This is a genomic window from Arthrobacter sp. OAP107 (assembly GCF_040546765.1).
Lineage (GTDB): Bacteria > Actinomycetota > Actinomycetes > Actinomycetales > Micrococcaceae > Arthrobacter.
The window spans coordinates 5313796-5327189 of sequence record NZ_JBEPOK010000001.1; the positions used below are offsets into that span (position 1 = coordinate 5313796).

General features: G+C 67.7%; 10 protein-coding genes and 1 pseudogene. 2 read left to right on the forward strand and 9 right to left on the reverse strand.

Features of this window, described 5'->3' with window-relative positions; genetic code table 11:
• Nucleotides 1-35: 35 nt before the first annotated feature.
• The 6 genes and pseudogenes from ABIE00_RS24425 to ABIE00_RS24450 all read right to left on the reverse strand — a co-directional run bounded on the left by ABIE00_RS24425 (nt 36) and on the right by ABIE00_RS24450 (nt 8138).
• A complete protein-coding gene (locus tag ABIE00_RS24425) occupies nt 36-1406 on the reverse strand; it encodes a rhodanese-like domain-containing protein (RefSeq protein ID WP_354263180.1) in 1371 nt (456 codons plus the stop codon).
• Nucleotides 1407-1503: 97 nt separating this feature from the next.
• Nucleotides 1504-2886 carry an FAD-binding oxidoreductase gene (locus ABIE00_RS24430; protein WP_354263181.1) on the reverse strand — a complete coding sequence of 461 codons (1383 nt, stop codon included), beginning with the start codon at nt 2884-2886 and terminating at the stop codon, nt 1504-1506.
• A 379-nt stretch (nt 2887-3265) separates the two neighbouring features.
• Nucleotides 3266-4783 (reverse strand): amino acid permease, encoded by a 1518-nt coding sequence (locus tag ABIE00_RS24435; protein ID WP_354263182.1) that lies wholly within the window; start codon nt 4781-4783, stop codon nt 3266-3268.
• Between the two features lie 38 nt (nt 4784-4821).
• Nucleotides 4822-6254: pseudogene (locus tag ABIE00_RS24440) on the reverse strand (aspartate ammonia-lyase).
• A 12-nt stretch (nt 6255-6266) separates the two neighbouring features.
• On the reverse strand, nt 6267-7328 hold the full coding sequence (locus tag ABIE00_RS24445; protein ID WP_354263183.1) for an asparaginase: 1062 nt from the start codon (nt 7326-7328) through the stop codon (nt 6267-6269).
• A 93-nt stretch (nt 7329-7421) separates the two neighbouring features.
• Nucleotides 7422-8138 carry a FadR/GntR family transcriptional regulator gene (locus tag ABIE00_RS24450; protein WP_354263184.1) on the reverse strand — a complete coding sequence of 239 codons (717 nt, stop codon included), beginning with the start codon at nt 8136-8138 and terminating at the stop codon, nt 7422-7424.
• A gap of 207 nt (nt 8139-8345) precedes the next feature.
• On the opposite strand from ABIE00_RS24450, the gene ABIE00_RS24455 reads away from it, so the two are divergent.
• Nucleotides 8346-8711: a helix-turn-helix transcriptional regulator gene (locus tag ABIE00_RS24455; protein ID WP_354263185.1), complete on the forward strand. Its 366-nt coding sequence runs from the start codon at nt 8346-8348 to the stop codon at nt 8709-8711.
• A complete protein-coding gene (locus tag ABIE00_RS24460; protein WP_354263186.1) occupies nt 8708-9982 on the forward strand; it encodes a type II toxin-antitoxin system HipA family toxin in 1275 nt (424 codons plus the stop codon). Before ABIE00_RS24455 ends, ABIE00_RS24460 begins: the two co-directional genes overlap by 4 nt.
• Here the strand turns inward: ABIE00_RS24460 and ABIE00_RS24465 are convergent.
• From ABIE00_RS24465 to ABIE00_RS24475, 3 genes are all read right to left on the reverse strand, one after another.
• Entirely contained in the window at nt 9951-10937 is a 987-nt protein-coding gene (locus ABIE00_RS24465; protein WP_354263188.1) for a hypothetical protein, read from the reverse strand. The genes ABIE00_RS24460 and ABIE00_RS24465 overlap by 32 nt on opposite strands.
• Nucleotides 10938-10963: 26 nt before the next feature.
• Nucleotides 10964-11581, reverse strand: coding sequence for a uracil-DNA glycosylase family protein (locus tag ABIE00_RS24470; protein ID WP_331574690.1), 618 nt, complete (start codon nt 11579-11581; stop codon nt 10964-10966).
• A 107-nt stretch (nt 11582-11688) separates the two neighbouring features.
• The gene (locus ABIE00_RS24475) at nt 11689-13233 is read right to left on the reverse strand and encodes an amidohydrolase (RefSeq protein WP_354263189.1); all 1545 of its coding nucleotides are present in this window, start codon (nt 13231-13233) and stop codon (nt 11689-11691) included.
• Nucleotides 13234-13394 lie beyond the last annotated feature (161 nt).

The window sequence follows — 13394 nt, forward strand, 5'->3', positions numbered from 1 at the left end:
CTTTCGACCGGACGCCCCAGTCGGGGACAGGAAGGTCACCGCCGCTGCAGTGGCTGCATCTGCAGGGCGACCCCGGCTGCCGCAGCGTCCCGGAACCGGGCATCGATCTGCACCACATCCCGCCCCGCCCGCTGCAGCAGGCTCGCTGCGACGCCCGCACGGTATCCGGTGGCGCAATGCACCCAGAGGCACCCCTGGGGCAGCTCGCCCAGGCGGTCCAGCAGTTCGTGCAGCGGCACGTTGATGGCGCCGGCAACGTGGGAGGACGCGAACTCGTCTTCCCGTCGGACGTCAAGGATGGTGTCGCCGTCGGGCTTTTCATGAACGACGGCGGCCCAGCCCGCCCGGGGGTAGGAGGCGACCGGGGCTCCCGGCGCGAGTTCGCCGGGTTCCGTTCCCACTGCGGCGCCGGGGCGGTCAATGCCGATGCGGGAAAGGTCCCGGATGGCGTTTTGCAGGTCCTCGCGGCCGCCGACCAGCGTCACCTTCTCACCCCAGGGCAGGACCCAGCCGAGATAGGAACTGAAGCTCCGCCCCGAGCCGTATTCGAAGCTGACGGTGCCCTGCAGGTGATTGCCGGCAAACAGCACGCGGTGGCGCAGATCCACCACCCACTCGCCGCCCGCCAGCCGCTCCGCCAGTTCAGCGGCGCCGAGGGACTCCGGCAGGCTCAGGTCCGCGGGCTCGGGGCCGGTCATGTTGATGGGGGCCATGTGGGCGTAATACGAGGGGTAGGCGGAGAGGTTGGCTGTGAGTTCGGCCGCGAAGTGCTCGGGATCCGGGTCCGCCAGCGCGTGGTTGGCCCCGCGCTGCTCCCCGATGGTCGACGTCTCCGCGCGGGTGGCGGGCCCGATCGAGCAGAACGAGCCGAACCCGTGGGTGGGGTAGAGCGCGGCATCGGGTCCCGCTTCGTCTGCGAGCCGGTGGACGGAGGCGTACTGGTCCCGGGTCAGCCCGGCCGTGTCTCGGGGGCCGAGCAAATCGGTGCGGCCCACGGAGCCGAAGAGCAGGCTGCCGCCGGAAAACACCGCCCGGGCCCGTCCGTCCGTGACTATGTAGGACAGGTGCGTGTGCGTGTGCCCGGGAGTGGCCACCGCCCGGAGCGTGAGTGCGCCGATTTGCAGGGTTTGGCCGTCCTCAACCGGCTCACGCTCAAAGGCCACCTGGTCCGCGGCGTTTATCAGGTACTTCGCGCCGTGGGCGCGGGCGAGGACCAGGCCGCCGGTGAGGTAATCGTTGTGGACATGGGTTTCCGCGACGTGGGTGATCTGCACCCCGGCGTTCCGGGCGGCCGCCTCGATCCGGTCCGTGTCCCGCTGGGCATCGACCACCAGCGCCACGCGGCCGTCGTGGACCAGGTAGCTGCGGTCCCCGAGCTGCGGGGTTTCGATGACAACGACATCCATACTCCGGCCCCTTCGCCCACCAGAGAGGCACCGCTCAGCGCGGGCCTCGCCCCGGATGCCTCCATCGTAGGCCGATTAGTGGCAGAAGGGGCCTGCCTTATTTCGAACCGGCTGGCTTGATGTTCTGGTTGATGTGGAACAGGTTGCCGGGATCGTACTTGGCCTTGACCTCGGCGAGGCGGGCATAGTTCCCCGCGTAGGTGTCCTTAATGTTCGGCTGGTCGTCGGCGTCGAGGAAGTTGACGTAGCCCGCACCGGATCCGAGCGGCTGGAGCTCGGCATAGTAGTCGCGCACCCACTTGATGTTGGCTTCGTTGTGGGCCGGATCCTCCCAATGGCAGGCGATGTCCACGGCAAAGTTGACGTCGCGGTACGGGAATGCGGTCTCGTCCCGCCCGACCCGCTGGACGGCACCGTTGATCGGGTAGAAGTGGTTGGCCGTCTGGACGCTGGGAATGCCCTCGCCGAACTTCTCGGCTACACGGACCACTTCATCGGTCATGCCGGGCAGGAACGCTGACTTCCAGTAGGCCTGCAGGCCCTTCGGGTACATGGGGTCGAAGAGCGTGTTGAGGACTGTGTAGGGAAGGGGGCCCAGGAAGGAACCGGCCACGGGAGCAACATCAAGGAATGGCTGCCATTGGCGCTCACCCTCGTTGTGCGGGCCTGCCCAGCCGCCCACCAGCACCACCACGGGCTTGCCGTGATATTCCTCAGGCAGGAACGGGACCGGCGGGCCCTGGTGGAAGCCCAGGAACACGCCCATCTCCTCAGGTGCCGTGCCGATGTACTCCCTGTAGAGCCCGGCCACCGCTTCGGCATGTTCGAGAAGGTAAATGATCACGCCGCCGTAGAGAACATCCACGGGGTGCACTTTGAACTCAAGGGAAGTCACGACGCCGAAGTTGCCGGTCCCGCCGCGAAGCGCCCAGAAGAGGTCCTCATTTTCCGTGGCGCTGGCGATCACAAAGTTCCCCTCGGCAGTCACCACGTCCGCGGACTCCAGGTTGTCACACGACAGCCCGTACTTCCGGGCAAGGTAGCCGATGCCTCCACCGAGGGTGAGCCCCGCGACGCCTGTGGATCCGATGATGCCGCCTGTGGTGGCCAGTCCGAAGGCGCCTGTGGCGTGGTTAAAGTCCGCCCACGTTGCTCCGGCCTCAGCCCGCGCCCTGGCGGCGGACGGGTCCACCCGCACTCCCCGGCAGGCTGAGAAGTCGACGACGAGACCGCCATCGCAGGTCCCGAATCCCGGTGCGCTGTGCCCGCCGCCACGAAGCGCCAAGTCGGTGCCTGTATCGCGGGCGAAATTCACCGCGGCAATGACGTCCGCGACCTGCGACACGCGCAGGATGGCCGCAGGACGTTTGTCGATCATTCCGTTGAAGACGGCCCGGGCGTCGTCATAGTCTTGCTGGTCGCTCGTGATGACTCGGCCCCGTACTTTTTCCTGCAGGGCCTGGAAGGAGTTGTTGTCCATGGGATACTCCGATTCGTCCGGGGTCGAATACCCCGGGAAGTGGGCGCGGCTGCGGTACGGCTGCGCTGGCGGCTGGCTACGCAGCCGGCGCGGGCGGCTACAGAGGCGGAGAGCGGATGCACCTTGGCAGGATGGCAGCCTTGCGCAGTCTGCCGTGGCGTGATTCAGATACGAGGCGGGCCCCGTATCGACGGGTTGGGGCCGGCGGCCCACAGTTGAGGCGCGGCTAGTCGTAAGCTACTCCCGCCCCAAACGACGGTCAACAGCCGAAAACAAAACACGCTTAAGCGCGAACGGACACTTGGGTCCCCGGGGTTGGGGCCTCAAGTGTCCGTTCGCGCTATTGCGACGCGATTTGCGGGGGGGAAGAACCTGCTGGTTAGATCCGGTCCGCGCCGCCCGGGCCGGGGCGGTTGGCGATGACGGGGGACATGCCGGTGAAGCCTTCGCGGGCTTCGGCGATTTCGTGGATGCGTTTGCGGCAGGCGTACCAGCCGGCGACCATGAGGGCGATGGCGATGAGTGTGACTACGAGGGTCAGGGGTGAGTCGATGAAGACCATGACGAGCACGCCGATGAGGAAGAGCAGGGAGAGGTAGCCGGTGTAGGGGGCGCCGAACATCCGGAAGGAGGGGCGTTTGAGCCAGCCTTTGTCTGCCCAGCGTTTGAGTTGGATCTGGCAGAGGACGATGGTGGCCCAGGTGACGATGATGCCGACGGAGGCGATGTTCAGGACGATCTCGAAGGCCTGGGAGGGGACGAGGTAGTTCAGCGGGACGCCGAGTAGGGAGACGCCGGCGGTGATGGCGATGCCGCCGTAGGGGACGCCGGCCTTGTTCATGCGCTGGGCGAATTTGGGGGCGGAGCCGGCCACGGACATGGAGCGCAGGATCCGGCCGGTGGAGTAGAGGCCGGCGTTCAGGGAGGACAGGGCGGCGGTGAGGACGACGAGGTTCATGATGACGTCCACGCCCTGGATGCCGATGGAGCCGAAGAACGTCACGAAGGGGCTGACGCCTTTTTGGTAGGAGGTGAAGGGCAGGAGCAGGGCGAGCAGGATGACGGAGCCGACGTAGAACACGGCGATCCGGAAGACCACGGAGTTGATGGCCTTGGGCATGATTTTTTCGGGGTTTTCGGTTTCGCCGGCGGCGGTGCCGACGAGTTCGATGGAGGCGTAGGCGAACAGGACGCCCTGCATGAGGATGATCATGGGCAGCAGGCCGTTGGGGAAGATGCCGCCGTTGTCGGTGAGGAGGCTGAAGCCGACCTCCTGGCCGGGGACGGGGGTGCCGAAGATGACGAAGTAGGTGCCGATGAGCAGGAACGCGACGAGGGCTGCGACTTTGATGATGGCGAACCAGAATTCCATTTCGCCGAAGACCTTGACGGAGACGAGGTTCAGGCCGAGGACGACGATGAGGGCGGTCAGTGCCCAGACCCACTGGGGGACGTCGGCCATCCAGGGGACGTAGTTGCCGAAGAAGTTCATGTAGAGGGCGGCGGCGGTGATGTCCACGATGGTGGTGGTGGCCCAGTTGATCCAGTAGAACCAGCCGGAGACGAAGGCTGCCTTTTCGCCGAAGAATTCGCGGGCGTAGGAGACGAACGAGCCCGAGGAGGGCCGGTGCAGCACCAGTTCGCCGAGGGCGCGCAGGATCAGGAAGGCGAAGAAGCCGCAGACGGCGTAGGCGATGACCAGGGACGGGCCGGCGGCGTTGAGCCGGCCGCCGGCGCCGAGGAACAGGCCGGTGCCGATCGCGCCGCCGATGGCGATCATCTGGATCTGCCGCGGCTTCAGGCTCTTGTGGTAGCCCTTGTCCTCGGCATGGAGAAGGTTTTCGGTGGCGTGTGCCTGGGCCGGAACCGTATGGTCTGTGATGGGTTGGTTACTCATGGGAGTCCTTTGATTTCCTGTTGGGGGAAGGAATCTTGCTACTTGCTGAGGTTGGCCAGGCGTTCGGGGCTGAGGAGTTCCTGGAGTTGGGTTTCGGTGAGCAGGCCGTGTTCAAGGACCAGTTCGGCGACGCCTTTGCCGGTGGCGAGGGCTTCCTGGGCGATTGCGGTGGCGGTTGCGTAGCCGAGGTGGGGGTTCAGGGCTGTGACCAGGCCGATGGATTGTTCCACGGTCAGGCGCAGCCGTTCGGTGTTGGCGGTGATGCCCTGGACGCAGCGGGCCGTGAGGGTGCGGCAGGCGGCTTCGAGGTGGGAGATGCTTTTGTGCAGGCTGTGCACGATGATCGGTTCGAAGGCGTTGAGCTGGAGTTGTCCGGCTTCGGCGGCCATGGTGATGGTGACGTCGTTGCCGATGACTTCGTAGGCGACCTGGCTGACCACTTCCGGGATTACGGGGTTGATCTTGCCGGGCATGATGGAAGATCCGGACTGGACGGCGGGGAGGTTGATCTCGCCGAGGCCGGCGCGGGGGGTCCGGAGGAGAGCAGGCGGAGGTCGTTGCAGATTTTGGAGAGTTTGACGGCGACGCGTTTGAGTACGCCGGAGAGGTGGACGAAGGCGCCCACGTCCTGGGTGGCCTCGATGAGGTCCACGGCGGTGACCAGCGGCAGTCCGGTGATTTCGGCCAGGTGCCGGCAGGCGGCTTCGGCGTAGCCGGCGGGGGCGTTCAGGCCGGTGCCGATCGCGGTGGCGCCGAGGTTGATTTCGTGGATGAGCAGGTCCGCTTCGGCCAGGCGGAGCCGGTCTTCGCCGATGGTGACGGCGTAGGTGCCGAATTCCTGTCCCAGGGTCATGGGGACGGCGTCCTGGAGTTGGGTGCGGCCCATTTTCACGACGGTGCGGAACTCGGTGGCTTTGGCGGCGAACGCGTCTTCGAGTTCTTCCAGGGCGGCGAGCAGCTCGCGGGCGGCGAAGATGGTGCCGAGTTTGACCGCGGTGGGGTAGACGTCGTTGGTGGACTGGCTGAGGTTGACGTGGTCGTTGGGGTGCAGCCGGGCGTAGTCGCCTTTGGGGTGGCCGAGGATTTCCAGGGCCCGGTTGGCGATGACCTCGTTGGCGTTCATGTTCGATGACGTTCCGGCGCCGCCTTGGATGACGTCGACGACGAACTGCTCGCTGAGTTCGCCGTTCATCACGTCGGTGCAGGCCTGTTCGATGGCTGCGGCGCGTTCGGGGTCCAGCAGCCCGAGTTCGAGGTTGGTGCGGGCCGCTGCCAGTTTCACGGCGGCGAGCCCGCGGACCAGGTGCATGTTGGTGGAGAGCGGCTGGCCGGTGATGGGGAAGTTTTCCACGGCGCGCAGCGTGTGGACGCCCCAGTAGGCCCCGGCGGGGACGTCGCGGTCCCCGAGCAGATCATGCTCGGAACGGACAGCCAGCGTTTGGGCGTCCGGCAGGGTTTGGGTTTCGGTCATGTGGTGCAGTCCTTAAAGAACGTCGTTGGTCGGGGACAGGGAGGGAAAGTCGGCGGCCTGCAGCAGGCCCACTTGGCGGCCCCCGCCGAGGACCGCGCCGGTGGCGATGCCCGCAAGGGCGGAGGTGTCGACGTCGAGCGCTTCCAGCGCGCGGACGGTGACGGGCATCCTGGCCCGGTCACCGCCGTCGGAAATCTTGACGGCGACGCCGCGTCCGTCCGGCAGCCCAACCAGCTGGATGCCTTCGAAGCCGTCCTTCGCGAGGGCGCCGGGCAGGAGCCGCATCAGGTCCGTGACGTCCCGGCCCTCGCCCGCCACCATGTCCGGGTGGCGGCGCATGGAATGTGCGACGGCGGCTTCCGGGCTTTCGGGGCCGGACGCACCGTCGGCCAGTTGGGCCGAGGCGAGGCGGCCGAAGGCGCGGGCCATGCCGGCGAGGGTGAGGGCGAACAGCGGGGTGCCGCAGCCGTCGGTGCTGAGGCCGGAGGGTTCTTCGCCGGTCAGCTCGGTGACGGTCTCGGCGACGAGTTTCTGCAGCGGGTGGGAGGGGTCGAGATAGCCCTGCACCGGCCAGCCGTTGATGACGCAGGTGGCGGCCATGGCGGCGTGCTTGCCGGAGCAGTTCTGGGCCAGCTGCGTGGGACGGCCGCCGTCGCGCAGGTATTCCTCGCGCTCACGGACTCCGTAGGGGAGGTCCGAGCTGTTTTCGAGGGCCGCGGGTGTGAGGCCGTGCAGTTCCAGGATGCGCATGGCGCCGTCAAGGTGCCGGGCTGCGCCGGAGTGGCTCGCGGCGGTGAGGGCCAGAAGGTCGGCGGGCAGGTCCAGCCCGGCCCGGACCATGGCCACAGACTGCAGCGGCTTAAGGGAAGACCGGGGGTAGAACGATGCCAGGGGTTCGCCGGCGGAGAGCAGCGTGCGGCCGCCCGGCGCTGTGGCGATCAGGGAGCCATAGTGCACGCTCTCCACCAGCCCGTCCCGGGTCTGGACGGCGAGGGGCTCGTGCCGCGGCAGGATCGCTGCAGCGGCGGGCAGCGCGGAAGGGTAATGGCTTGCCGGCATGGCGGGGGAAGGCATGGCGTCCTCTGGGTTGCGTGTTGATTCGGGTTGGGTGTGGTGCGGCTGGTTGATCCGGAGTGCCAGGAGGGCCGGGCCGCTGGTGGCCTGGGCTTACTGGTTAAGGATGGAGTCGAGGGCTTCGCCGACGGCGCGCAGGTGCTCGGCCATGGCGGCGCTGGCGTCTGCCGCTGACCCGCCTTCGATGGCGTCGAGGATAAGGCGGTGTTCGACGTCGGAGGCGTACTGGCGGTCGGCCACCATGTTGAGGGTTTCGGACTGGTGGGCGAGGGCGTCGCGGATATCAGCCACCACGCTTTCGAACACCTTGTTGCCGCTGGCGCGGGCGATGGCGGCATGGAAACTGGAGTCGAGGGCGACCCACGCTTCGGGGTCGGTTTCCGCGGTCATGGAGGCCATTATGCCGCGGAGGATTTCCAGGTCCTCGGGCGTGCGGCGCTCCGCGGCCAGGCCGGCGGCCGGAACTTCGATGTGCGGGCGGGCCTCGGTGAGGTCGCGGGCGGAGAACTGGCCCAGGACGAGGTCGTTGGCAACATGGTCGGCGACGACGAACGTGCCGCGGCCGGTCTTGGTGACTGTCAGACCGAGGGCGGTGCAGGAGCGGAGCGCCTCACGGATCACGGAGCGGCTCACCCCGTACTGCGCAGCCAGGGCGGCTTCCGAGCTGAGCTTGGCACCGACCGCCAAGCCTCCGCTTTGGATGTCGCTGCGGATGGCGTTGAAGACAGCTTCGGCCGCGCTGAGACGCGCCAGCGGAAAGGTGCTTGCGCCGCTCTGCTGTACGGCTGTCCGGCTGTCTGACAGGTTCACGGTTAAGAATATGGCACGGGTCACAGGCAGGTGTCAACCGGCGGATGGAGACATTTCGCACGTGACGTGCGGCGAACTGGGGAGTGGTTCACCTGCGGCCGGTACGTTCGTTCCGATTTGCACCCTTGCGAGCTTGCGTTGACGGAGCGTAGCGTGGAAGCTACCCGCAATCCGGCACGATCGTACCTAATTTCTGTGGAGGTGGTCTTGACTGACCCATTCGCGAAAGACCTTGCTGCCGCCGTCCGTGTCCGGCGCTCCGACCTCCGCCTCAGCCAGCAGGACCTCGCCGACATGGCGGGAGTCTCCGAGCGCTTCGTCCGCTTCGTGGAGCAGGGTAAGCCGAGCCTTCGGCTGGACACCCTGGTGGCCTTGTTGAACACGCTCGGACTCGAGCTCAAGCTCGCTACCCGGACAACCGCCGCGGGCCGCGCACTGGGGACGCAACAGACGGAGAGCCAGCCGCCGGAGAGCCAGCCGCCGGTGAGCGAACCGCGGGTGACCCAGCCGCCGTCGGCCGCCCCGCCGTCGGCCGCCCCCGGAAACCAACCCGAACCGGAAAACCGGCCGTGAGGCACCGCATTGCCGACATATACAAGCGGGGCGTCCTGGCAGCCCGGCTGGAGCGGTACGACGGCGGCACCAGGTTCAGCTACCTGCCCGCCTACCTGCTGAGCGGCCGCCCCGCCGTCGCGAGTTCGCTCCCGCTCACCGCCGAGCCGGTGCTGTCCGGGGCGGGTGCTGCCCCGCCCTACTTCACGGGACTGCTCCCGGAGGGCCGGCGGCTGAACGCGTTGCGCCGGTCCATCAAGACCAGCGCGGACGACGACCTCTCGCTGCTCATCGCCGCCGGCGGCAACCCCGTAGGCGACGTGCAGATCGTGGGCCACGGCGAGCCGCTGGACCCGGAGGAACACGCCGTCGAGGTGGACCCGCGCAGGCCCGTGGACTTTGACGAGCTGCTGGGCGACTCGGGCCTGATCGACCCGGTGGCGCTCGCGGGCGTGCAGGACAAGCTGTCCGCCGGCATGATTTCCATGCCCGTGGCCAGCGCGGGGCGCCGCTTCATCCTCAAGCTCAACGCCCCCGAATTCCCGCACGTGGTGGAGAACGAGTTCATCATGTTCCGCTACGCGGCCAAGCTGCGGATTCCGCTGAGCCGGGTGCAGCTGATGCGCGACGTCGCCGGCCGGCCGGGGCTGCTGGTGGAGAGGTTCGACCGCTTGCCGCTGGCCGGTGAGCCAGACAGCGCAGGTGAGCGGGACGCTGTGCAGCGCCTCGCCGTCGAGGACGGGGCACAGGTGCTGAAGCTGTACCCGGCCGACAAGTACAACGTGGGGTTCGGGACTGTCTGCCATGCGCTCGCCGAATACTGCGCGGCACCGCTGCCGGCGCTGCGGAACCTCGCCATCCAGGCCGCCTTCGCGCTGCTCAGCGGCAACGGCGACCTGCACGCGAAGAACGTGTCCATGGTGCAGCAGCCGCACGGGGAATGGTCCATCGCGCCCGTTTATGACATTCCCTCCACGGTGGTCTACGGGGACAAAACGCTCGCCCTGACGCTGGGCGGCAAGCGCAGCGGCATCTCACGCAAGCACTTCCTCGCCTGGGCCACGGGCCTCGGACTGCCCGAACGCACGGCTGCGCAGGCGGTGGACCTGGCGCTGAAGGCTGCCGGTCCGCTGCTTGCGGACCTCGAGTCGGGGACGGCGTTTGCGTCTACTGCCGCCGCTTCAACCAACACCCTTCCAAAGTACGACGGCGGCGCCTCGCCTTTTCCGGACATGGTCACCAGGGCGTGGGTCAAGGAGCTCAAACACCGGCGGCGGCTGCTCGAGGGCTAAAACCGTCGTACCAGTTGAGCACGCGCAGGGCGCGAAGCGTGTTCCAGCGGCTGGGGCGTCCGTCACCGTCCTCCATGGCGAAGTGGATGCGGCCGGGGTGGGTGTTCTCGAGCAGCCACGTTCCGCCGGGCTGCCGTTTTGAGCGGAGCAGGCCGACGGCCTCGGCCAGGCGGGTGTCGGGCGGTCCACCCGTATCCGGGAAGGAGATGTCCTGAAAGGAGGCGTCGCGGAAGTAGTCGAGGCCGCGGAGCGCGTCATAGAACCAACGGGTCGGGTAGGAGAACTGCAGCCACTCCGGGTCAACCAGTTCCCCGGTGCTCTTTCGCCGGAGCAGCGCACGTTCCAGCAGATACTCCTCGCCCCGCTTCCGGCCAGCAATGGACTCCGGAGTTCCGCCGGTGGCCCGCTCGTGTTCCAACAGCCCTTCCAGAACGTTGATGGTGGTTGCGAAGGACGAACGCACCGACCCCCGCTCCGCCTCGCAGTTCCAGCCGCCGTCGTCGAGCTGTTCGCCGAGGAGCCGCCGGACGATCCCCTCGACGTTCTCGCCGAAGTAGGCTCCGAGGGCCACGGCCTTGCCGTTGATGCAGGGTTCCACCTCGCCGTCGAAGAACGGCTGGCCACCTTCCTCCCAGCGGCTGTTGTCCCGGACTTTCCGCACCGCGGCGCGGGCTTCTTCGCTGCCCGGGTCGAGACCGAGGTCACGCAGGAGCAGCAGGCTGTAGGTGGTGGCGGTCCACGGCTGGCCAGCCTCGGAGCCGTCATATGGCACCGGGAAAAAGGTGCCGCCGTCCCACTGGCCGTCGTCGCCCTGCAGGGAGAGCAGGCGCGCACCCCAGCCCCCCGTGGCCACCCGGGCACGTTCGGCCCGGACCTCTTCGGCAGGCGCCGCCGTCAGGTCGCGGAGGACCTGCCACCGGATCGAGGGGTCGGAATCGAGCAACCAGTCGAGCATGCGCTTACCGGGCCGGAATCCGTGGGTTAAAGGTGCTGGATGCCCGCGCGCTGCATGGCGTCCTTGTAGACCTCCACGCTCTTGGTCAGGAGTTCTTCCTGCTTGGCCTCGGAAACAGCAAAGGCCCGCCCGCCGAGCGCGCTGGCCTTATAGATTTTGATGCCGTTGTTCTTGAGTGAGTAATGGTACGTCTTCTCGAAGAGGGTCAGGAAGGTGGCGGCGTCGGTCCCGTGGGCGATGATGGCCGAGACGCGCCTGTTGATCTTCATGAACTGCCGGAAGGGGCGCAGACCGTCGGTCTTTTCCTGGACGCTGAGGGCCGAGGGCATGTCCGGGTCGCGCACCCAGGGGTAGGCGTTCCACGGCATGACGTAGCGTGGATCCAGTTCGGCGAGCTCGTAGATCTGGGTGGCGCGCCGGGCGGCCTCGTCGTCGTTGAAATGGGATACGAAGCCGGACTCGGTTCCCTTGCCCGGGCTGACCTGGAGGCTGACAATCCGGCATTCGTCCTCGTCATGGACGGGGTCGATATAAGGAACGGTCGATCCCGGCTTCTTCTCCATGAGTTCATCGCACAGTTGCGTCACTGCTGCGATGTTCGGTTCCTGTAGCAGGGCTTTCTTTTCGTCCCAGTCAATCGTCACGATTTCTCCCTTAGCTGCATGGCGTCCAAGAATCAGGCGTCTTAGGCCACTCTACGCTTTTGACGGTAAGGGTGGGTGGGGGAGTTTCCGCCGACCCGACAGGACTGCTAAACCCCGGCACCCCGGAACGTGAACCGGCCCGCCACGAGCGTTGCAGCGACGGGCATGCCGGCGAACTCGGCATCGGGCGCGGCGAGGGGATCCGCATCCAGCACGGCAATATCCGCCACATCCCCGGGCCGGATCCGCCCGCGCCCCCGCGTTGAGGCGAGCAGCGCCTCCTCCCGGGTCAGCGCCTGCTCCGGGTGCCAAGGGCCGCGGCCGTCGTTGCGCGCCCGCGCGGTCGCGGCGGACATCGCCACCCATGGGTCCAGCGGCGCAACCGGCGCATCGGAACCCAGCGCCAGCCGCGCACCGCCGTCCAGCAGTGAGCGCAGCGGGAAGGCCCGGTCGGTGCGGCCGGCCCAGTTCGCGTCAGCGGCGTCGCGGTCGTCGAGGGCATGGGCCGGCTGGACGCTGGCCGTCAGGCCAAGCTCGCCGAACCGGGCGAAGTCCTCCTGCCGCACAAACTGGGCGTGCTCGATCCGGCCGGCGGTTCCAGCTTCGGCGAAGGCATCCAGCGCCACCCGGTTGGCGCCGTCGCCGATGGCGTGCACTGCCGGCACAAAGCCCGCCTCCCGTGCCTTGCCGAGCAGTGCAACCAGCCCGGCCTCGCTCACGGTCAGGATGCCGTGCCCGCCATGCGGATAGGGGTCAACGCAGAAGGCGGTGCGCGTGTTGAGGGAGCCGTCGATGAGCACCTTCAGGGGCCCCACCCGCAAAAGTCCCGCCCCGCCGTCGACCATCTGCCCGGTCCGCATGGCCGCCGCGGCCGCCCGCTCCAGATCCTCCGGATACACGCCCGCGTCCACACGCAGAGAACTGAATCCACCGGCGATCCGGCGTAGCCAGACGTCGCGGTTCCACGTCATCTCCAGGTCCACCACGCCCACAACACCGCGCGCGGCGGCTTCCTGGCCGGCCGCGTGCACCCAACCGTCCACGACCTCGCCGGGCAGCTTTCCGAGCTCGCGCGTGAGGGCAAACGCCGGCTCCTCGCGGACCAGCCCGTCTGCCGGGAGTTCGACTCCGTAGCGTCGAGCGGCCGCTGAATTCAGCCAGACGCAGTGCAGGTCGTGGCTGATCAGGGCCGTGGGCACTCCCCGGGTGGCGTCGTCGAGCATCTCCGCGCTGGGGACGTCGCCCCAGACGGCGTCCCGGAAGCCTGCGCCTACCACCGTCATGGCCGGTTCCGCCGTCCGGTCCACCCCGCGGCCCGGCGCCGTCACCCGGCTCCGGACAAGCTCGACGGCGGCCCTCGCCGAAGCGGCGCCGGAAAGGTCGGTCCGGTTGGCGGCCAGCGCCCACTGCGTCATGTGGACGTGCTCGTCCCACAGGCCCCGAATGACGAAACGGCCCTCAAGATCCAGTACCTGGGCACCCGCTGCCGTGAAATCGTCAGGGCGTTCTCCGCCGGCCGTGATCGCCAAGACATGGCCGCCGCGGAGATGGACGTCGCGGCATTTTGTCCCGCCGGGCAGCCTCACGGAGGCCAGCACCAGGTCCGCGGGTGTCCGGTCTTGGGCTGCTGGATCGTCCTGGCTGGAAGGCATACGAACAGGCTAGGCAGATATTCGGCCAGCGCCAATCCTCGCCGCACCGTCTGGCACGCCGTCCCTTAGTCGGCCCCGTTGGGGCCGGGCGGCACCGGCCCCTTCCCAGCGCTGGCACAGAAGGTGCATTCTGGACGTGACACGGTCCGACAATGAAGTCG

Excerpts from the sequence above, each read along its gene's own strand:
- ABIE00_RS24425 (WP_354263180.1), bottom strand. The coding sequence starts at position 1,406 with ATGGATGTCGTTGTCATCGAAACCCCGCAGCTCGGGGACCGCAGCTAC.
- ABIE00_RS24430 (WP_354263181.1), bottom strand. The coding sequence starts at position 2,886 with ATGGACAACAACTCCTTCCAGGCCCTGCAGGAAAAAGTACGGGGCCGA.
- ABIE00_RS24435 (WP_354263182.1), bottom strand. The coding sequence starts at position 4,783 with ATGAGTAACCAACCCATCACAGACCATACGGTTCCGGCCCAGGCACAC.
- ABIE00_RS24445 (WP_354263183.1), bottom strand. The coding sequence starts at position 7,328 with ATGCCTTCCCCCGCCATGCCGGCAAGCCATTACCCTTCCGCGCTGCCC.
- ABIE00_RS24465 (WP_354263188.1), bottom strand. The coding sequence starts at position 10,937 with ATGCTCGACTGGTTGCTCGATTCCGACCCCTCGATCCGGTGGCAGGTC.
- ABIE00_RS24475 (WP_354263189.1), bottom strand. The coding sequence starts at position 13,233 with ATGCCTTCCAGCCAGGACGATCCAGCAGCCCAAGACCGGACACCCGCG.